Raw genomic sequence first — 20,493 nt, 5'->3', positions numbered from 1 at the left:
GGCATGAGCCATTCGCGCCTCGAATGGGCGCAGCCGTTCGTCACCGCGGCGGTTGACGCCGTTCGCGCCGCCGACGCCGCAGTGGACGCCGTCGAGCCGTGGCAGCTGGGCCTGGTCGACGCCGCCTGCGCCATCCATGACGGTGCGCTGACGCCGTTAGAGCTGGTCGAGTCATGCCTGGGCCGGATCGCCGCGACCGACCCTGCGGTGCACGCCTTCGTCTCCGTCGCCGAGGATGTCCGTGCCAACGCCGCGGCGCTGTCGGTCGAGCGTCCGCAGGCCGTGCTGCACGGCGTTCCCGTCGCGATCAAGGACCTCATCGACGTCGCCGGCACGGTCACCGCCGCCGGCACCACCGTCTTCACCGAACCGGCGGCCACCGATGCCACGGTCGTCACCCGCATCCGCGAGGCCGGCGGCATCGTCATCGGTAAGACTCAAACCCACGAGATCGCTTACGGCGTCTCCACGCCCCAGTCCCACAACCCGTGGGACACCACCAAGATGACGTCCGGCTCCTCCGGCGGTTCGGCCGCCGCGTTGGCGGCCGGCCAGGTCGCCGCGGCGCTCGGCACCGACACCGGCGGCTCGCTCCGCCTGCCGTCGGCGTTCTGCGGCACCACCGCGATCAAGCCCACTCACGGCCTGCTGCCGGTCGAGGGCATCCGCCCGCTGGCCTGGTCGCACGACGTCGTCGGCCCGATGGCCCGTGACGCCCGCGATGCGCTGCTCCTGCTCCGCGTCCTCGCCGGTCAGTCGCTCGGCGACCCCGTCGTGACCGTCGGCCGGCTGCCCGGCGTGAAGGATCTTCGCGTCGGAATTCCCGACGACGCCTTCCTTGCCGGTGCCCGCCCCGACGTCCTCGCCGCCATGGACGCCGTCGCCGACGTGCTCTGCGACCTCGGCGCCACCACGGTCCCGGTGCGGCTGCCCGCCGCCGAGCTGTACGGCTCGGTGTCCTCGTTGCTGGTCTTCCGCGAGGCCGCCGAAGCCTACCGCGAGCACCTGGCCGGCGAGCCGTTCAGCCACGGCATCCAGGCGTTCCTCGAAGCCGGCCTTGAGGCGCCCGTCGAGGACTACGTGCAGGCCCGCCGCGTCCGGCGACGGCTGATCGCGCAGGTCAACGCCCTGTTCGGCACGGTCGACGTGGTGCTCATGCCGACCTCGCCCGTGCCCGACCTGCCGCACGGCACCGAGGAGGTCGACGGCCTGCCGCTGATCCCCGTGCTCACCAGGTTCGCTTTGCTGGCCAGCGTCACCGGCCTGCCGGCCGTCGCCTTCCCCGCCGGCGTCACCGACTCCGGCATGCCCATCGGCGTCCAGCTCCTAGGCCCCGCCCACACCGAACCCCACCTCGCGGCCGCCGCCCACGCCTACCAGCAGGCCACCCCTTGGCACCTCCGCCGCCCCGCCCTGTGAGCAACCTCTAACGCTTGGAAGGGGGCCTTCCTGCACTCGGAGTGCAGGAAGGCCCCTTCCAAGCGTCGATTCGGGGTCAGTAGACCGGGCCGGTGTACTTTTCGCCGGGGCCCTGGCCGGGCTCGTCGGGCACGGCGGAGCCCTCGCGGAACGCTCGCTGCACGGCTTGCAGGCCGTCCCGCAACGGGCCGGCGTGCGGGCCGAGGTACTCGGCGGACGCGGTGATCAGGCCGGCCAGCGCGGTGATCAGCCGCCGGGCCTCGTCCAGGTCCCGGTGCGGGCTGGACTCGGGCTCGGTGTCGGCCAGGCCGAGCCGCTCGGCCGCGGCCGACAGCAGCATCACCGCGGCCCGGCTGATGATCTCCACGCTGGGCACGGCGGCCAGCTCCCGCAGCTGGGGGCCGTCGATTTCGGGCAGTTCCGTCACGTCTGCTACCCTTACACGTGCGACCAGCCCCCGTATGTGCGGGGGCGGCAAGTGGAGCCCCGCTCCCACCCGAGCCGCCTACGGGCAGCCGGGTCCGGTCCTCCAGCCCTGGCTGGAGCAGTTCGGCGCCAGCGCCGGGCGATCGGAAGGAAGCGGGCCCCGCATGTCACGGACATGTGGGGCCGTTGCTGTTCCTGGCGCATGAAGGCAGTGAAGGACGTGCATGACAGCTCCCTCTAGTCGAGACCGTGGTGGCCCCACCGCCGCTCCCGAGGCCCGGATCAACGAACGCATCCGGGTGCCCGAGGTTCGGCTCGTCGGACCGAACGGCGAACAGGTGGGGATCGTCCGCATCGAGGACGCCCTGCGGCTCGCCGTGGAAGCGGATCTGGACCTCGTCGAGGTCGCACCGCAGGCCCGCCCGCCGGTCTGCAAGCTCATGGACTACGGCAAGTACAAGTACGAGAGCGCGCAGAAGGCCCGCGAGTCCCGGCGCAACCAGCAGCTCACCGTGATCAAGGAGCAGAAGCTCCGGCCGAAGATCGACCCGCACGACTACGAGACGAAGAAGAACCACGTGGTTCGCTTCCTCGAGCACGGGCACAAGGTCAAGGTCACGATCATGTTCCGCGGCCGCGAGCAGTCCCGGCCGGAGCTCGGCTTCCGGCTGTTGCAGCGGCTGGCCGAGGACGTGAACGAGCTCGGCTTCGTCGAGTCCAGCGCGAAGCAGGACGGCCGCAACATGATCATGGTGTTGGCGCCGCACAAGACCACGAAGACCCGGCCGATCAAGGCCGCCACCCCGGAGACCGGCTCCGAGCAGGAGTGATACCCGGGAACCCCCGAGGTACGACGACGCACCGCCGCCCGATCCGGGCGGCGGTACGACAACGAGGACGACAATGCCCAAGAACAAGACGCACAGCGGCATCTCCAAGCGCGTGAAGGTGACCGGCAAGGGCAAGCTCATGCGGGAGGGCACCGGCAAGCGCCACCTGCTGGAGAAGAAGTCCAGCAAGCTGACCCGCCGCTACGCCGGTGACAAGCAGGTCGCCAAGAGCGACGTGTCGCGCATGAAGAAGATGCTCGGCCTCTGACGCGCGAGCGCTGCCTCCCCACGAACACCCCCGGGGTGCCCCGAACACCCCCTTGAGATTGACAGGATGAACCAGTGGCACGCGTCAAGCGGGCGGTCAACGCCCAGAAGAAGCGCCGCACGACCCTGGAGCTCGCCAGCGGCTACCGCGGCCAGCGCTCCCGGCTGTACCGCAAGGCCAAGGAGCAGGTGCTCCACTCGCTCAACTACGCCTACCGGGACCGTCGTGCCCGCAAGGGTGACTTCCGGCAGCTGTGGATCACGCGTATCAACGCGGCCGCGCGCCAGAACGGCATGACCTACAACCGCTTCATCCAGGGCCTCAAGGTCGCGGGTGTCGAGGTCGACCGCAAGATCCTGGCCGAGCTCGCGGTCAACGACGCCGACGCGTTCGCCGCGCTGGTCGAGCTGGCCCGCAAGAACGTGCCGGCCCAGACCCCGGTGAGCCAGGGCTGAGCAAGACGTTCCAGGCGCGACCCGGGGCCGACGTGTTCACCGAACGCACTCCCCGGGTCGCCGCGGCGCGGCAGCTGACCAGGCGTGCCGGCCGCGACCGGGACGGCCGCTTCCTGGCCGAGGGCGCGCAGGCCGTGCGTGAGGCGCTGGCCTGGGCCGACGCCGGCCGTGGTCGCGTGCACGAGGTGTTCACCACCGCCGTGGCCGCGCAGCGCAACGCCGAACTGCTCGACCGGGCCCGTGACCAGCGCATCCCGGTCAGCGAGGTGACCGACAAGGCCGCCGACGGACTGTCCGAGACCGTGTCACCGCAGGGCCTCGTCGCCGTCTGCGACCTCGTCGACCGCTCGCTGGCCGATGCCCTCAGCGCCGCCCCGGTGCTGGTGGCCGTGCTGGTCGGCGTGTCCGATCCGGGCAACGCCGGCACCGTGCTGCGGGTGGCCGACGCCGCCGGCGCGGACGCGGTGCTGCTGGCCGGTGACACCGTCGACCCGCACAACGGCAAGTGCGTGCGTGCCTCCACCGGCAGCCTGTTCCACCTCCCGGTCGCCCGCTCGCGTGACACGAACGCGGTGTTGGCGGCGTGTCGCGACGCCGGACTGCGGCTGGTCGCGGCCGACGGCTACGCGGAGCACGACCTGGACCAGGCGGAACGGGCCGGCGAGCTGGCCGGGCCGACCGCGTGGGTGTTCGGCAGCGAGGCCCACGGCCTGCCCGACGAGCTGCTGGCCGAGACCGACACCGCGCTGCGGGTGCCGATCCACGGACAGGCCGAGAGCCTTAACCTCGCCACCGCCGCGGCCATCTGTCTCTACACCTCGGCCCGGGTGCAGCGCTCCGCGTGAAATCGTTTCAGTCCGACCCTCTAGGATCGGTCTGTTCACCACCCGCATGAAGCCCCAGGAGTTGTCAGGCGACCATGTCCGGAGTCAACGATCCTTTCGACCCCAAGCAGGTCGCGGCACTCGCGCCGGAGACGCTGAAAGCCGCGGTCGAGCAGGCGCACGAGGCGTTCGGCGAGGCGTCCGACCTCGATCAGTTGGCCGCGGTCAAGCGGGCGCACCTCGGCGACCGGTCGCCGCTGCTGACCGCCCGCCGGGAGATCGGCGCGCTGCCGCCGGCCGCCCGCTCCGAGGCCGGCAAGCGGGTGAACGAGGCCCAGCAGGAGATCAAGGCCGCGTTCGACGCGCGCAAGGCCGCGCTGGAGGCCGAGCGGGCCAAGCAGGTCCTGGCCACCGAGCAGGTCGACGTCTCGCTGCCGTGGGACCGCGTCGCGCGCGGCGCCCGGCACCCGCTGACCACGCTGTCCGAGCGCATCGCCGACGTGTTCACCGGCATGGGCTACGAGATCGCCGAGGGTCCGGAGCTGGAGACCGAGTGGTTCAACTTCGACGCGTTGAACTTCGGCAAGGACCACCCGGCCCGCACCATGCAGGACACCTTCTACGTCGCGCCGGAGGACTCCGGGCTGGTGCTGCGCACGCACACCTCGCCGGTGCAGATCCGCTCGCTGCTCCAGCGTGACCTGCCGGTCTACGTGATCTGCCCGGGCCGCACCTTCCGCACCGACGCCCTCGACGCCACCCACACCCCGGTCTTCCACCAGATCGAGGGCCTGGTCGTGGACAAGGGCATCACCATGGCCCACCTCAAGGGCACGCTGGACGCCTTCGCCAAGGCCATGTTCGGCGACGAGTCGCGGATCCGGCTGCGCCCCTCCTACTTCCCGTTCACCGAGCCCTCGGCCGAGCCCGACGTCTGGTTCCCGCAGAAGAAGGGCGGCGCCGGCTGGGTGGAGTGGGGTGGCTGCGGCATGGTGCACCCCAACGTGCTGCGGGCCTGCGGCGTCGACCCCGACGTGTACTCGGGCTTCGCGTTCGGCATGGGCCTCGAGCGCACGCTGATGTTCCGCAACGGCATCCCCGACATGCACGACATGGTCGAGGGCGATGTCCGCTTCACCTTGCCCTTCGGAACGGAGTTCTGAGTCCCGTGCGCATTCCTGTCAGCTGGCTCGCCGAGCACCTGCCGCTGCCCGAGGAGACCACGCCCGAGGACGTGGCCGAGGCCCTGATCCGGATCGGCCACGAGGTCGAGGCGGTCGAGCGGCTCGAAACCGTGGACGGCCCGCTGGTGGTCGGCCTGGTGGTGGAGATCGAGGAGCTCACCGAGTTCAAGAAGCCGATCCGGTACTGCCGGGTCGAGGTGGACGAGGACCAGATCCAGGGCATCGTCTGCGGCGCCCGCAACTTCGTCGAGGGCGACCTGGTCGTGGTGGCGCTGCCCGGCGCGGTGCTGCCCGGCGGCTTCGAGATCGCCGCGCGCAAGACGTACGGCAAGGTCAGCGAGGGCATGATCTGCTCCGTCAAGGAGCTCGGCCTCGGCGACGACCACACCGGCATCCTGGTGCTGCCGCCCGGCACGGCCAGCCCCGGCGACGACGCGAAGGGCCTGCTCGGCCTGGACGACGCCGTGCTGGAGCTGTCGATCACGCCCGACCGCGGCTACGCGCTGTCCGTCCGTGGTCTCGGCCGCGACCTGGCCTGCGCCTTCGACCTGCCGTTCGGCGACCCGGCCGGCGCCGAGATCCGCCCGACCGACAACGGGGTGTGGCCGGTCGACGTGCAGGATGAGCAGGGCTGCCGGCGTTTCGTGGCCCGCCGGGTGACCGGCGTGGACACCGGCGCGCCGACCCCGTTCTGGATGCGCCGCCGGCTGATGCTGGCCGGCATCCGGTCGATCTCGCTGCCGGTCGACGTGACCAACTACGTGATGCTGGAGACCGGCCAGCCGCTGCACGCCTTCGACGCCGCCAAGCTCAAGGGCACGCTGGTGGTGCGGCGGGCGCAGGCCGGCGAGAAGCTGCGCACGCTGGACGATGTCGAGCGCACCCTGAACACCGACGACCTGGTCATCTGCGACGACAGCGGCCCGGTGTCGCTGGCCGGCGTGATGGGCGGCGCGTCCACCGAGGTCGGTGACGACAGCACCGACATCCTGCTGGAGGCGGCCAACTGGGAGCCGGCCTCGATCGCCCGCACCGCCCGCCGGCACAAGCTGCCCAGCGAGGCGTCGCGGCGTTTCGAGCGGGCCGTCGACCCGGTGGTGGCCGCGGCCGCGGTGGACCGTGCGGCCAAGCTGCTCGACGAGTTCGGCGAGGGCAGCATCCGCCCCGGCCGTACGGACGTCGGCAACCCGATCCTGCCGTCTCCCGTGTCGATGCCGATCGACCTGCCCGACCGCGTCGCCGGCCAGCGCTACGCCCGTGGCGTGACCGCGCGGCGACTCGGCCAGATCGGTTGCGGCGTCGAGGTCACCACCAGCGACGACGGCCGCACGTTCGTCATCGCGACGCCGCCGCCGTGGCGGCCCGACCTCACCCAGCCCGCCGACCTGGTGGAGGAGGTGCTGCGGCTGGAGGGGTACCACACGATTCCGTCCGAGCTGCCGCCCGCGCCGCCGCAGCGGGGCTGACCGAGTCGCAGCGCCGTCGCCGGGCCGCGTCCCGCGCGCTGGCCGAGGCCGGTTACGCCGAGGTGCTGCCGTTCCCGTTCGTCGCCACCACCACGTGGGACGACTTCGGGTTGGACGACGACGACATCCGGCGCAACACCGTCAAGGTGCTCAACCCGCTGGAGGCCGACCACCCCGAGCTGGCCACCACGCTGCTGCCCAACATGCTGGACATGTTGCGCCGCAACGTTTCCCGTGGGCAGCGGGACCTGGCGCTGTTCCACATCGGACAGGTCTTCCTGCCCAAGGCCCAGCCGGTCGCGGTGCCGGCCGTCGGCGTCGAGGGCCGTCCGTCCGAAGAGGACCTCGGCAAGCTCGAGGCATCGCTGCCCAACCAGCCTTTGCACGCCACCGTCGTGCTGTCCGGCCAGCGTGAGCAGGCCGGTTGGTGGGGCAAGGGCCGCGAGGCCTCGTGGGCCGACGCCGTCGAGGCCGCCCGGACCGTCGCCCACGCGTGGGGCGTCGAGCTCACCGTCGTCGCCTCCGAGCTCGCCCCGTGGCACCCCGGCCGGTGCGCCGAGCTGCGCGTCGGCGGTTGGCCCGTCGGGCACGCCGGCGAGCTGCACCCGGCCGTGATCGAGAAGCTCGGTCTGCCCAAGCGCACCTGTGCGATGGAGATCGACCTCGACGCCCTGCCGGTCGTCGAGCGCCGTCCGGTGCCCGTCATCTCGCCGTACCCGCCGGTGTTGTTGGACGTGGCCTTGGTCGTGGACTCCTCGGTGCCCGTCGCCGACGTCGCTTCCGCTTTGCGTTCCGGCGGCGGCGAGCTGTTGGAGGACCTGCGCCTGTTCGACGTCTACACCGGCGAGCAGCTCGGCGAGGGCAAGCGTTCCTTGGCTTACGCCCTCCGTTTCCGGGCCGGCGACCGCACCCTCACCGTCGAGGAGGCCACCGCCGCCCGCGACGCCGCCGTCGCCTCCGCCACCTCCGCCCACGGCGCCACCCTCCGCTGACCCCATAACGCTTGGAAGGGGGCCTTCCTACACTCCGAGTGTAGGAAGGCCCCTTCCTGCACTCAGGCGTCGCCCAGCGCCTTGCGTTCGGCGGCGCTGCGCTCCACGCAGAACTCGTTGCCTTCCGGGTCCGCCAGCTGTGCCCAGCCGCGGCCGTCCGGTCGACGCATGTCCAGCACCATCGTTGCGCCGAGGGCCAGCAGCCGCTCCACCTCCTCGTCCCGCGGGATGTCCGGCTGGAGATCGAGGTGTAGCCGGTTCTTCACCGCCTTGCCTTCGGGGACCCGGATGAACAGGATGCGGGGGCCGTCGCCCGGTGCGAACAGCAGCGTCTCGTCGTCCTCGGGATCGACCCCGTTCTCCGGATGCTGCTCGTAGCCGGTGACGGCCGCCCAGAAGTTGGCCAGTGCGACGGGATCAGCGCAGTCGATGGTGACATTGTGCAAACGGGACGTCATGGCCGAACCCTAGCGACACCGTGCGGCTGACGGCGTGTGCCGGGAGGCGGCAGTCCCGGCACACGTCCGATCGACTAGATGACGATCACGAGCTGACCCCGGGCGACGCCCGCGGGGAACGCGGCGGTGTGCATGTTGAAGTAGTACCCCGACGGGTTCTGCCGGATCTGGGTCAGCAGCGCCGGATCGGCCGTGACGGAGCCGGCGACGCCGGTGAGCGTCGCGGGCAGACCGGCCGGGGCGGCGAAGAACGGCACCACGACCGGGCCGGCGGTGCCGGCCGGCGCCTTGTGGATGTGCGCGGCGACCGGGGAGACGAAGCCCTGCCAGTGCATGGCGAAGCCGACCGTGCTGGCGCCGATGTCGAACAGGCCGATGATCAGGCCGTTCGGCGCGCCGGGGTTGGGCACCTCGTTGGCGCCGCGAGCGAGCGCGGCGAAGTTGGGATGCCCGAGGAACTGCTGCAGGTCGACGGCATGGTGCAGCCTGGTCAGCTGGCCACGGGCGGCGCCGGCCGGGAACAGCGGGGTGTGGATGTTGACGTAGAAGGCGGCCGGGTCGGCGGCGATCGCGTCCAACGTGGCGGCGTCGGACGTGGTGCACCCGGTCAGCGCGGTGATGCTGGCCGGCAGCTGGCCCGCGAAGAACGGGATCTTGACCGGCCCGGGGGCGCCGGGCCGGCCGGCGTGGATGTGCGACGCGGTGGGCGTGGTCAAATGCGACCAGCGCTCCGCGAAGCACACCGTGGTGCCGGTGACGCTGACGATCGCCGAGGCCTGGTCGGCCGGGTCGGCCGCCGGGACCTCGTTGGCGCCGGTCAGCACGGCGGCGTAGAAGATGGTGTTGGTGTGTGTCTGTGTCGCTGCGGCCACTCCGCCGGTGGTGAGCGTGATACCGACGGCCAGGGACAGCGTGCTCAGCAGTGCTCGCTTGAACATGGACCGTGTCCTCCACCAGATGGGCGGCGACTGGAATGTCGCCGACAGCACCGCCACGGACACCGGAACCCGTTGGTTCACAAGGATCTTCCTTGACAGTTGACGGGTTCATGGGGTCGTCGCCGTCCAACCGGCGCGCGCCCGAATGTCCGGCACCGACAACATGTGGACAGCTCGCGCCGTTTTCCTTGACACCACGGAAGATCCAGTCGACCGTACGGGTCGTTTGTGGACCGAAACCCTGTGGAGGAAGACCATGCGGCGGACCGCCGTGGCCGTGCTGTCCACTTCCCTGCTCCTGCTGCCCGCGTTCGCCGGCACCGCGACCGCGCAGCCGATCACCTCGTCGGACGCGTTCAACAGCCTAGGCGTGGAGAGCCACCCGGACTGGATGGCCGGCCTGCCGGCGCAGACCAGCCTGGGCTCGCTGACCATTCCCGGCACCCACGACACGTTGGCCATCCACGGCGGATGGGCGCCGTGGGCGTATGAGGCCCAGGAGGATCACGGCGACAGCGCGGCGACCCTGGACGCCCAGCTCAACGCCGGGGTGCGGGCGATCGACATCCGGGTACGGGTGGTGAACAACGACACCGCTTTCGCCATCCACCACACCGACGTCTACCAGAACGCCAATTTCGACGACGTGCTCACGCACGCCAGAACCTTCCTGGCCGCGCACCCGGGCGAGACCGTGCTGATGGACCTGCACGGCGAGTGCGACGGCGACTCCACCGAGGGCGGCAGCGGCAGCAGTTCGATCGGACACTGCGCCGACGACCCGTCGAACATCACCCAGGCCGACCGGACCCGGATCTTCGACGGCTACGTGGCCAGCTACCCCGGCCTGTTCTACGCGCCGACGGTGACCGGCAACAGCACCGCCGACATGCCGACGGTCGGCCAGGCACGCGGGCACATCGTGCTGACCACGTTCACCGGCCCGCGCGGCGGGATGTACGGCGGCTACGGCCTGACCCAGCTGACGACCGGGAACTTCGGCCAGTACGTCGAGAACGACTGGACGCAGTGCGACACCACCACCAAGTGGGGCGAGGCGCAGGCCAACATGCAGAAGGCCAATGCCTCCACCGCGATGTACACCACCTACCTGTCCGCCAACTGCACGCCGTTCGGCGCCGGTCCGGCCGACGTGGCCGGCGCGGTCAACCCCAAGGCGGTCGACTTCCTCAACAGCGGCGCCACGAGCCATGTCGGTGTGGTGCTGACCGACTTCCCCGGTCACGCACTGATCGCCGCGCTGATCCGGCAGCAGTCGGGGCAGCTGGCCGGGGCGGTGCCGTCGGGCCTGCCCGGCAAGTGTCTTGACGACTACAGCTCGTCGACCACGCCCGGCGCGACCGTGGATCTGTGGGACTGCAACGGAACCGGCGCGCAGCAGTGGACCGTGCAGCCGGACCGCACGCTGCGCACCGCCGGTCTGTGCCTGGATGTCACCGGCGGCGCGACCGCCAACGGCACCCACGTGCAGCTGTGGGACTGCAACGGCGCCAGCAACCAGCAGTGGACCTCCGGCGCGAACGGCTCGTTGGTGAGCGTGGCGTCCGGCAAGTGCCTCGACGACCCCGGGGCGTCCACGAACAACGGCTCGCAGCTGATCATCTGGGACTGCAACGGCGGCACGAACCAGCGGTGGACCCTGCCGTAGTCCACTGTGGATAGTGACGATTCGGTCAATCCGTTTACTACCACGCACTACCAGGGCGGACCACCGGCTCCGGTGGTCCGCCCCCGGCGGGCTTTCACAGTTGACAGCACTTGACGGCGCCAGGTGGTCTAGTCCACTTTCGGGGTGGTACTCCACGGCCGCCGTTGGAGGCAACACATGCCGTCCCTGTCACGCACCCGCCTCGCCCTGGCGGCGGCCCTCGCGGCCGCCATGACCGCCCTGCTCACCGCCGCCGTCCTGACGACGGCGCCGGCCGCCACCGCGGCGACCAACCTGGTTACCGATCCCGGCTTCGAATCCGGCCTGACCGGCTGGACCTGCGACGCCGGCACCGCGACCACGGTGTCCTCGCCGGTGCACGCCGGCACGAAGGCGCTGGCCGGCACACCGTCCAGCGCCGCCGATGCCCAGTGCACGCAGACCATCAGCGTCGCCCCGAACAGCGCCTACACGCTGACCGCGTTCGTCCAGGGCTCCTACGTCTACCTGGGCGCGACCGGAACCGGCGTCAACGCCAGCACCTGGACCCAGGCCGCGCCGTCGTTCCAGCAGCTCAGCACCAGCTTCACCACCGGCGCGTCGATGACCAGCGTCACCGTGTTCGTGCACGGCTGGTACGGCCAGCCGACCTACTACGCCGACGACGTCAACCTGAGCGGCCCGGCCGGTGGCGGCCCGCCGCCGACCAGCACGACAACGACCACGACCACTGTCACGCCGCCGCCGAACACCGGCTGGACCCACCCGTCGTACCTGATGCCGCTGGACAACACGCCGCCGTCGATCAGCGCCATCGTGGCCGGCTCCGGCGAGAAGGAGTTCAACCTCGCCTTCGTGCTGGACTCCGGCGGCTGCACGCCGGCGTGGGACGGCAGCAGCAGCTCGCTCGTCTCGACCGACACCGCCGTCGCGGCGCAGATCAACGCCATCCGCGCGGCCGGCGGCGACGCGGCCGTCTCGTTCGGCGGCTACAACGGCACCGAGCTGGGCACCACCTGCGGCAGCGCCGCCGCGCTGGCCAACGCCTACCAGCAGGTGATCACCAAGTACCAGCTCAAACACGTCGACTTCGACTACGAGAACGGGGCGCTGGACGCCAACACCGCGGTCCGCTTCGGCGCCGTCGCGATCCTGGAGCGCAACAACCCGAACCTCGTCGTCTCGCTGACGATCCCGATGACCACCGTGGGTTTCCCGGGCAGCGGCACCGACGAGATCCGCGCCGCGGTCGCCGCCGGCGCGCGGCTGGACATCGTCAACATCATGGACTTCGACACCGGCCTGACCAGCGGCACCGAGGTGGGGCAGACCGAGAACATCGCCTCCACCGCGGCTTCGCAGCTGGCCGCCATCTACGGCTGGAGCACGGCGACCGCGTGGGCACACCTGGGCTTGCAGCTGATGAACGGGCACAGCGACCAGCCCAGCGAGCTGTTCACCCAGGACACCTTCAGCCAGCTGTTGTCCTTCGCCAGGGCGAACCACCCCGCCTGGTTCTCGTTCTGGTCGGTCAACCGGGACTTCCAGTGTCCCGCGGGCGTGCCCGAGAACTGGGCGCCCGGCACCTGTAGCAACATCACGCAGGGCGCCTACGACTTCACCAAGATCGTCGTCCAGTACTGACTCCCCTGCGAGGTGTGGCGATGAAACTCTTACGTCCCAAGGTGGCCTGGCCGGCCGCGGCCGCCAGTCTGCTGCTTGCCGTCGGCCTGGTCGGCTACGCCGGCGCGGCCGACCAGACCGTGCTGACCCCGGCCGCGACCGGCTTCGGCGTGGCGCCGTACGTCGACATGACCAACAACCAGGAGCCCATGCTGCCGGCCGCGATCAGCGGCGCCGGCCTCAAGGCGTTCACCGCCGCGTTCGTGATCGGCGCCGGCTGCACCCCGATCTGGGGTGACACGCTGCCGGTCAGCAACGACCCGACGGTCAACGGCGAGATCAGCGCGGCCGTGTCGGCCGGTGCGCAGGCGATCGTGTCCTTCGGCGGCGCCGGCGGCGTCGAACTGGCGCAGTCCTGCACCAACACCAGCTCGCTCACCGCGGCCTACCAGTCGGTGGTGAACACGTTGCACGTCAACCACATCGACTTCGATGTGGAGGGCGCGGCGATCGCCGACCCGACCTCGATCAACAACCGCTTCGCCGCCATCAGGAGCCTGGAGAGCGCCAACCCCGGTCTCGTGGTGTCGGTGACGATTCCGGTGCTGCCCAGCGGTCCCGACAACAACGGGCAGACCTTCCTCCAGGACGCCAAGAACGACGGCGCGCGCATCGATCTGATCAACATCATGACGATGGACTACTACGGCTCCTGGGACGGCAACCCGACGATGGGCCCGTACGCCACCCAGGCCGCCACCGCCACGCTGAACGTCGCCCGCGGCCTGTGGCCGTCCGACACCTACGGCAACATCGGCATCACGCCGATGATCGGCCAGAACGACGACGCGGCCGAGGTGTTCAGCGAGAACGACGCACACACGGTGGTGAACTTCGCCAATGCCAACGGGATCGGTCGGCTGGCGTTCTGGTCGGTCGACCGTGACCAGCCGTGCGGCGGCGGCGTGAGCGGTCTGCCGTCGTGCACCAACATCAGTCAGTCAAAACTGGACTTCAGCAAGATCTTCGACAGCTACAACGGCGGCGGGGGTGGCAGCACTCCGCCCACCACGACGACGACAACCACCACCACGCCACCCGGCGGCGGCTGCGCCGGCATCGCCGCGTGGAGTGTCAGCACCGCCTACGTGCCGGGCAACGTCGTCTCCTACAACGGCCACAAGTGGACGTCGCTGTACTGGTCGACCGGCGTGACGCCCGGCTCGCCGATCGCCTGGAACATCTGGCAGGACAACGGCGCCTGCTGAGCGACCCCGCGGCTCACCCGGCGTCCGGGTGAGCCGCGGGGTCAGCACACGCAGAACTCCGCCCGAGCCGCTGACCCAAGCGTTGCGGGAATCCATGGCCGACTACGGTTGTTCAGCCGTTGTTGTCCACTCTCCGTTCGCCGAAGCTGGACAAGCCTTCCGCTGCTAGCACTGAGTGACGTCATCCCAGCGGAATGTCAGGAGAAGATATGCTCAGATTCTCCCTGCTGCGGCGTTCGATCGGCGCTGTGGCGGTGTTCCTCTTCGTGGCTGTCATCGCTCTCGTTGGTGGCACGTCAACGGCATCGGCGTCCGGAGCGAACCCGGACCGCGTGTCCCACTCCGCGCATCGGGCTCTTCGGCCCAGCCAGGCTTATCCGACCTTCAAGAGCCTGGACGGGGGTATGTGTCTGGATGTCAATATGTCGGACAATGCCAAGGAGGCCTGGGTTCCACTGACCGTGTGGGACTGCAACTTCGGGGACAACCAGCAGTTCGCCTTGAACTCGCCCGGCGGGACAGCGTGCTGTGCGCTGATCAACCAGGCCAGTCAGAAGTGTATGGACGCCGGCGATCCGGGCAATACCGGTCAGTTCTGGAACGGTCAGGATGTCGGGGTGTTTCCCTGCAAGACCGGCATCCCGCCCAATCAGAACTTCCGTTGGTACGACCCGGGGCCCAACACCCTCGGCTACGGCGAGATCCGTGTCGGTGGCAAGTGTGTTGAGATACGCGTTGACTCGAACAATCCTTATTCCCCGCCCAATCGGGGCTGGAAGATCCAGCTCTGGGACTGCAACGGTCAATCGTGGCAGTATTGGAAGCTGTTCAGTTTGTAAGTGACTGATCCGGGGAGGCGGGCCGCGGCCCGTCTCCCCGTCCGCGCGTGGGTCGCGCAGGGTGTCGTCGGCTTCGCCTTCAACGACGCCCGCCTGCTGCTGGTCAAGGACTCCGCCGTGACCGGCCTGTTCGGGCTCGTCCTGCTCGCGTCCCTGCTGGCCCCGCTGCATCATCCTCAGCTACACCCTGCCCGTGTCGACCATGGTCGGCATCTCCTCGATCCTGCCCTACGTCGTGCTCGGGTTGTTGATCCTCGGCACCGTCACCCACGGCCGCCGAGCCGGTCGCCGCAACGCCGGGCCAGCCGCCGTGGATCGAACGCCGCCGGCGCAGGCTCACCCGCGAGCATCCCGGCGACCAGGCGGCCGGTCGCCGGGGCCAGCATCAGGCCGAGCATGTTGTGGCCGGTGGCGACAAAAACGTTGGCACGATCGGGAAAACGGCCGATGGCCGGCAGACCGTCGGGCGTCATGGGACGTGGACCGACCCATTCCTCGCGGCGGCCCGCCCAGTCGACGCCGCTGAGGTAGGGGCGGGCGGCGCGGACGATGGCGTCGATCCGGCGCGGGTTGAACCGGTCGTGGTCGCGGTCGAACTCCATCGTGCCGGCGATGCGCAGCCGGTCGCCGAGCGGCGTCACGGCCACGTGCGCGTCGCCGAGGTGGACCAGTCGGCTCGGCGGCTTGTCGGCGGCCACGGAGAAGCTGTATCCCTTGCCGGGAAACAGGTTCAGGTCCGCGCCCAGCGTGCGGCCGAGCTCACGGGTCCACACCCCGGCGGCCAGGACCGCCGCTTCCGACTCGACCTCGCCGGCGCTGGTGTGCACCCGGACCCGCCCATCGGCCTCGTCCACGCGGGTGACCCGCGCCCCCTCGACGATCTCCACGCCGAGCCCACGCAGCCGCGCCGCCAGGGCGTCGACGAACGCGCCCGGATCGATGGACCACTGCCGTTCCACGACGAATCCAGCCACCGCACCCGGGCCCAGGCACGGTTCGGCCAGGTCCAGCCGGACCTCGCCGACCGGCGCTCCCAAGGCGAGGAACCCCCGCCGAGCCTCCTGGGCCGACGTCGCCGAGCCGTAGGCGAACAGGAATCCGTCACGGATCGCCGACACCCCGAGCTCGTCGAACAGCTCGAAGGTGCCGGCGGCCAAGGTGCTCAGCGCGGTCGCCCCGTGCCGGTAGCGGCGGCGGGTCGCGTTGCGGGCGAAGGCCGCCAGGAACCGGACCAGGCCCGGGCTGATCGCGGGATGGATGTGCAACGCGGCGTCCGGCCGGTGCAGGGTCCGCAGCGCCCCGGCGATCACGCCGGGCGCCGGCAGCGGCTCGACCAGGTCCGGGCAGATCTCCCCGGCGTTGCCCCTCGACGCCCCACTGCCGAGCCGGTCGCGTTCCACCACCGTGACATCGAAACCCTTGTGCGCCAAGGAGAGCGCACTGCACAGGCCGATCACGCCGCCGCCGACCACGGCCACCCTCACCGGGACGACTCGCTCAGCGTCTTGCCGCTCGTCTCCGGCGCCAGCCAGTACGACACCAGCCAGCCGACCACCGCGATCACCGCGCCGACCAGCATGGCCAGCCGGGTGCTGTACCCGAGCAGGATCGGCGCGCCGAAGGTGCCGAGCGCGGCCCCGACCCGGCTGATGCCGGTGGCGAAACCGTTGGCGGTGGCCCGGATCCCGGTCGGGAACAGCTCCGACGGGTAGATCGCCTGGAGGCACTGGCTGGCGAAGGAGGCCACGCCGAACACCACGAACAGCGTCACCACCGTGATCGCCGACGGCCCGTCCAGCGCGGCCAGGCCGAGCAGTGGCAGGGCCGAGATGGCGAAGCTCCACAGCAGCAGCGTGCGCCGGCCGCGGTTGACGAACAGCGCCCCGGACAGCGAACCCAGCACGTAGAAGATCTGGATCACCACCGCGCCCAGGTACGCCGCGTCGCCGGTGGCCAGGCCGAACGAGTGCAGGATCGTCGGCTCGTACGTGCTGATCGCGTAGATCGGCAGCAGCTGGCAGGCCCAGAACACGCACACGAACACCGTCCGCCGCAGGTACGGCCGGTGGAACATGTCGCGGTACCGACCGGTGGCACCGGTGTCGGCCTCGATGTCCGAGAGGTCCGCGTCCGGTCCGAGCATCTGCCGCACCACCGCCCGCGCCTCGTCGACCCGGCCCTTGGACAGCAGCCAGCGCGGCGATTCCGGCGTGCCCATGCGGAGGAACAGGATCAACGCCGCCGGGATCGCGCTGCTGGCCAGCATCCACCGCCACGCCTCCGGGCCCGCCGACAGCATCGCCCAGCCGACCACGTAGGCGACGGCCGCGCCGACCGACCACATCGTCACCATCACCACCAGCAGCGGGCCGCGCGAGCGCTGCGGCGCGAACTCCGACGCGATCGTGCCGGCGATCGCGAAGTCCGCGCCGATCGCCACTCCCATCAGCAGTCGCAGCACTACCAGCTGCCACGGCGCGTCCGCGAACAGCTGGAGCACCGACAGCAGGATGAACGCCGCGATGTCGAACAGGTACACCTTCTGCCGGCCGACCAGGTCCGTCACGCGGCCGAACACCAGGCCGCCCACGAACATCCCGATCAGCGAGGCCGACCCGATCAGCCCCGCCCCGGCCGCGTCCAGCGAGAACGCTCCGGTGACCAGCGGCAGGGCCACCCCGATGATGCTGAGGATGTACCCGTCGCAGAACTCCCCGCCGCCCGCGTACATCGTGATGAGCCAGTGCGTGCGGGACGGTCTCGCCCGCTCCAGTGTGGTCGCCATGGTGTTGTGACGGTAGACACACTTCGGCCGGCCGTCATCGTATGCTTCGTATGACCGTTGCCGGCGTTTCGAGGTGTTCCTTGGACGATTCGCACAGTCCGCTCACTGCCGCCGTTGCGCAGGAGATAGCGGCCGAGACCAGTCGTATCGTCGGTTTCAACGTGCTGGTCACCGACCGGGACGGCCTGGTCATCGGCAGCGGCGACCAGGCTCGGGTCGGGTCGCTGCACGAGGCTTCGGTCGAGGTCGTCCGCACGCTCGTGCCGGCCTGGCACGATGCCGCCCAGGCGCGGCTGCTGCGTGGCGTGCGGCCCGGCATGACGCTGCCGATCGTCGTCGACGGCGAGGCGCTCGGCACCGTCGGCATCACCGGCTCGCCGCGGCAGGTCCGCAGGTTCGGGCTGCTGGTCCAGCGGCACACCGAGATCCTGGTCCGCGAGGCCATCCTGCTGCGGTCCCGGCTGCTGCGGGACCGGGCGGTCGCCGATCTCGTGCGGGACGTCGTCTCCTTCGACCCCGCCGTCGTCTCCGCCGCGGCCGTCTCTCGCCGCGCCGCCGATCTTGGCCTCGACCTTTCCCGCCCACGCACCGCCCTCCTCATCCACGCCGCGGACCCACACGCCGTCCGCTCGGTTTTTCCGGACGCCGTCGAGATCGCCACCGGCCGCTTCGTCGTCCTCCACCTCGGCGACCCAATGGCGCCCTGCTCCCGGCTGGCCGAGCTGCTGCCGGCGGTCCACATCGGACTCAGTGATCCCGCCACCGGCGTCGCCGAGCTGCACGCCGCCTGCCTCGACGCTTCCGACGCCCTCGCCATCGCCCCGCGGACCACGCCCCTGCACCCCATCTCCGACCTCCGCGTGCACCAGCTCCTCGCCGGCTGCGGCCCGCACGCCCGCTCTCGCTTCGCCGAGGTCACCATCGGTCCGCTGCGCGCCGAACCGGAGTGGCCCACCCTCCGCGCCACCGCCGTCGCCTGGGCCGAGTCCGGCTTCACCCTCGTCCGCGCCGCCGAGTCCCTGCACATCCACCGCAACACCCTGCTCTACCGCCTCGACAAGATCACCAACCTGCTCCGCCGCCCGATCCGGGAACCAGCGGTCGGCCTGGCGGTCTATCTGGCGTGCTTGGTGGTGTGACCGGCCGCCCGCGCACCTTCTTGCCTGTAACCCCAGTCAGGGGTATACATGGGGTTAGCACTCGGAACCGGGAAGGGGAGACATCGTGATGCCCAAGATCAACGTGTATCTGCCCGACGAGCTGGCCGACGCGGTCCGGGAGTCGGGGGTGCCGGTGTCGGCGATCTGCCAGCGGGCGCTGGAGACGTCGGTGAAGCGGGTGACGGCGATCCGCGAGGCGACGATCGGGGACCTCGACGGCGGGGACCCGACGGAGAAGCTGCCGCACTTCACCGAACGGGCTCGGCAGACGGTGAAGCTGGCGATCGACAGCGCCCGTGAGGAAGCGGCGGCGCTGGTCGGCACGGAGCACCTGCTGCAAGGAATCATCAAAGAGGGCAACAACATGGCCCTGCGGGTGCTGACGGCGTCGGAGATCGAGCCGCGGAAGCTGCTGCGGGAGCTGCCGCAGCCGACGGCGCAGGAACACCGGGCGGACAAGTTCAGCGGACCGCTGGCCAACGCGTTCGAGCTGGCGGTGACCGAGGCGATCACCATGGGCCACAACTACATCGGCTGCGAACACCTCCTGCTGGGGCTCGTGGCCGAGCAGGACGGCACGGCCGGCCAGGCACTGCGCGCGGCAGGGGCGGAGCTGCGCAGCCTCCGCGGCGCGACGGCAGCGGCGCTCGCCGGCTTCGTCCACCATCGCGACCAGAGCACGCCGACCAACCCGGCCGCCGCCGTCGCGGCGCTGGTCGGCCAGCAGCTCAAGCCGCTGCTCGACCGCCTCGCACGGCTGGAACGGCACGTGGGCCTGGAGTGACAATGCTCCACGACCGACCCCGGGCCGGATCACCCGATTCCGGTGGAGCGGCTTGGGGATCCGGCGCGAGAATGCTGCTTGTCGTGGTCGCCGCAACGCTGATCGTGTGGGGGATCGTGTGAGCAACCGGGTGCTGCTGATCGCCACGGGCGACACGATCGCCCAGCGGCCGAGCGTGTCCCAGGTGGCCACCGGCAAAGACCTTCTGACGCACGTGGGACCGGTATCGGCGGAAGTGGTCGTCGAGGACCTGCTGGCCGAACCGAGCTGGGACACCTCGGTGGCCACGATGCTGGCGATCGCCCGCCGCGTGCACACGGCGCTCACGGAGGACGGCTTCGACGGCGTTGTCGTCACGCACGGCGTGGACAACCTGGAAGAAACGGCCTACCTGACCGACCTGCTGGTCGGCCCGGCGGCGGCACTCGGCGGCATCGTGTTCACGGGCGCGACGCGGTTCCTCGACGACCTGTCCAGCGACGGCCCCCGCAACCTGGCGTCGTCGCTGGCGGTGGCGGCGGATCCCACAGCGAGAGGCGCCGGCGTCCTGGTCTGCTTCGACGACGAACTGCACGCCGCCCGCTGGGCCCGCCTCGCCGACCCCACCCGGCCCGCCGCCTTCACCTCCGCGCCCTATCCACGTCTCGGTGCCGTGGTCGACGGCAAAGCGGCATTTGCGACCTCGCCCCCGCCGCTGCACCCGCGCCCGCCGGCCGAGCCGGAGAGCGACGTCGCCGTCATCCGGGTCTACGCCGGCATGCCCGCCGCCATCGTCAACACCGTCGTCGACGCCGGCGCCCGCGGCATCGTCCTCGAGGGCTCCGGCGCCGGCAACATCCCGATCGAGCTCTTCGCTACGATCATGGAACTCACCCACTGGGAGATCCCCGTCGTGGTCGTTCCGCGGGTCCCGGTGATCGGTCACGGCGCCACCGGCGCCGAACTGGCCGAGAAGGCCGGCGCGATCATCGCCACGGGCATGACCGCCGGCCACGCGCGGGTGGCGCTGATGGTCGCCCTCGGCCACGGCGGGGTACGCGCGGCCCGTCAGATGTTTCGTAGCTGATCGCCAGCCCCGGTTCCGGCCGTACGCGCCCGGACGGGG

18 protein-coding genes and 1 pseudogene are annotated in these 20,493 nt (G+C 70.6%); 14 read left to right on the top strand and 5 right to left on the bottom strand.

Annotated elements, in window-relative coordinates; all coding sequences use genetic code 11:
* Positions 1-3: 3 nt before the first annotated feature.
* Positions 4-1,419, top strand: coding sequence for an amidase (locus M3Q35_RS21940; protein ID WP_273943823.1), 1,416 nt, complete (start codon positions 4-6; stop codon positions 1,417-1,419).
* Between the two features lie 76 nt (positions 1,420-1,495).
* Here the strand turns inward: M3Q35_RS21940 and M3Q35_RS21935 are convergent, their stop codons facing one another.
* The gene (locus tag M3Q35_RS21935) at positions 1,496-1,846 is read right to left on the bottom strand and encodes a DUF1844 domain-containing protein (protein WP_184866756.1); all 351 of its coding nucleotides are present in this window, start codon (positions 1,844-1,846) and stop codon (positions 1,496-1,498) included.
* A gap of 223 nt (positions 1,847-2,069) precedes the next feature.
* Between M3Q35_RS21935 and infC the strand changes: the two genes are divergently transcribed.
* The 6 genes and pseudogenes from infC (at position 2,070) to pheT (ending at position 7,864) form a co-directional block, all read left to right on the top strand.
* On the top strand, positions 2,070-2,675 hold the full coding sequence (gene infC / locus M3Q35_RS21930; protein ID WP_273943821.1) for a translation initiation factor IF-3: 606 nt from the start codon (positions 2,070-2,072) through the stop codon (positions 2,673-2,675).
* Positions 2,676-2,748: 73 nt separating this feature from the next.
* A complete protein-coding gene (rpmI, locus tag M3Q35_RS21925; protein WP_273943820.1) occupies positions 2,749-2,943 on the top strand; it encodes a 50S ribosomal protein L35 in 195 nt (64 codons plus the stop codon).
* A 74-nt stretch (positions 2,944-3,017) separates the two neighbouring features.
* Complete coding sequence (rplT, locus tag M3Q35_RS21920; RefSeq protein WP_184866759.1) at positions 3,018-3,398, top strand: 50S ribosomal protein L20; 381 nt, start codon at positions 3,018-3,020, stop codon at positions 3,396-3,398.
* A gap of 32 nt (positions 3,399-3,430) precedes the next feature.
* Positions 3,431-4,243 (top strand): TrmH family RNA methyltransferase, encoded by an 813-nt coding sequence (locus M3Q35_RS21915; protein WP_273943818.1) that lies wholly within the window; start codon positions 3,431-3,433, stop codon positions 4,241-4,243.
* A 74-nt stretch (positions 4,244-4,317) separates the two neighbouring features.
* Entirely contained in the window at positions 4,318-5,385 is a 1,068-nt protein-coding gene (pheS, locus tag M3Q35_RS21910) for a phenylalanine--tRNA ligase subunit alpha (RefSeq protein WP_273943817.1), read from the top strand.
* 5 nt (positions 5,386-5,390) lie between these two features.
* Positions 5,391-7,864, top strand: a pseudogene (gene pheT, locus M3Q35_RS21905) (phenylalanine--tRNA ligase subunit beta).
* A 62-nt stretch (positions 7,865-7,926) separates the two neighbouring features.
* Here pheT and M3Q35_RS21900 read toward each other — a convergent pair.
* The gene (locus M3Q35_RS21900) at positions 7,927-8,322 is read right to left on the bottom strand and encodes a VOC family protein (protein ID WP_273943816.1); all 396 of its coding nucleotides are present in this window, start codon (positions 8,320-8,322) and stop codon (positions 7,927-7,929) included.
* Positions 8,323-8,396: 74 nt separating this feature from the next.
* Complete coding sequence (locus tag M3Q35_RS21895) at positions 8,397-9,260, bottom strand: CHRD domain-containing protein (protein ID WP_273943815.1); 864 nt, start codon at positions 9,258-9,260, stop codon at positions 8,397-8,399.
* 256 nt (positions 9,261-9,516) lie between these two features.
* On the opposite strand from M3Q35_RS21895, the gene M3Q35_RS21890 reads away from it, so the two are divergent.
* From M3Q35_RS21890 to M3Q35_RS21875, 4 genes are all read left to right on the top strand, one after another.
* Positions 9,517-10,929 (top strand): phosphatidylinositol-specific phospholipase C domain-containing protein, encoded by a 1,413-nt coding sequence (locus M3Q35_RS21890; protein WP_273943813.1) that lies wholly within the window; start codon positions 9,517-9,519, stop codon positions 10,927-10,929.
* A gap of 177 nt (positions 10,930-11,106) precedes the next feature.
* Positions 11,107-12,573, top strand: coding sequence for a carbohydrate binding domain-containing protein (locus tag M3Q35_RS21885; protein ID WP_273943812.1), 1,467 nt, complete (start codon positions 11,107-11,109; stop codon positions 12,571-12,573).
* A 20-nt stretch (positions 12,574-12,593) separates the two neighbouring features.
* Positions 12,594-13,820, top strand: a complete 1,227-nt coding sequence (locus M3Q35_RS21880; protein WP_273943811.1) for a chitinase — start codon at positions 12,594-12,596, stop codon at positions 13,818-13,820.
* 209 nt (positions 13,821-14,029) lie between these two features.
* Complete coding sequence (locus M3Q35_RS21875) at positions 14,030-14,659, top strand: RICIN domain-containing protein (protein WP_273943810.1); 630 nt, start codon at positions 14,030-14,032, stop codon at positions 14,657-14,659.
* 263 nt (positions 14,660-14,922) lie between these two features.
* Here M3Q35_RS21875 and M3Q35_RS21870 read toward each other — a convergent pair whose 3' ends face one another.
* Positions 14,923-16,143, bottom strand: a complete 1,221-nt coding sequence (locus tag M3Q35_RS21870; RefSeq protein WP_273943809.1) for an NAD(P)/FAD-dependent oxidoreductase — start codon at positions 16,141-16,143, stop codon at positions 14,923-14,925.
* The gene (locus tag M3Q35_RS21865) at positions 16,140-17,444 is read right to left on the bottom strand and encodes an MFS transporter (protein WP_273943808.1); all 1,305 of its coding nucleotides are present in this window, start codon (positions 17,442-17,444) and stop codon (positions 16,140-16,142) included. The genes M3Q35_RS21870 and M3Q35_RS21865 overlap by 4 nt, the downstream gene beginning before the upstream one ends.
* Positions 17,445-17,524: 80 nt before the next feature.
* On the opposite strand from M3Q35_RS21865, the gene M3Q35_RS21860 reads away from it, so the two are divergent.
* The 3 genes from M3Q35_RS21860 (at position 17,525) to M3Q35_RS21850 (ending at position 20,454) form a co-directional block, all read left to right on the top strand.
* Positions 17,525-18,583: a CdaR family transcriptional regulator gene (locus M3Q35_RS21860; protein WP_273943807.1), complete on the top strand. Its 1,059-nt coding sequence runs from the start codon at positions 17,525-17,527 to the stop codon at positions 18,581-18,583.
* A gap of 88 nt (positions 18,584-18,671) precedes the next feature.
* Positions 18,672-19,388: a Clp protease N-terminal domain-containing protein gene (locus M3Q35_RS21855; protein WP_273943806.1), complete on the top strand. Its 717-nt coding sequence runs from the start codon at positions 18,672-18,674 to the stop codon at positions 19,386-19,388.
* Positions 19,389-19,494: 106 nt separating this feature from the next.
* A complete protein-coding gene (locus M3Q35_RS21850) occupies positions 19,495-20,454 on the top strand; it encodes an asparaginase (protein WP_273943805.1) in 960 nt (319 codons plus the stop codon).
* Positions 20,455-20,493: the final 39 nt, after the last annotated feature.

It is taken from the genome of Kutzneria chonburiensis (assembly GCF_028622115.1).
Taxonomy (GTDB): domain Bacteria; phylum Actinomycetota; class Actinomycetes; order Mycobacteriales; family Pseudonocardiaceae; genus Kutzneria; species Kutzneria chonburiensis.
The sequence above is the reverse complement of the archived record's forward strand: the minus strand, read 5'-3'. Positions and strand labels throughout refer to the sequence as shown.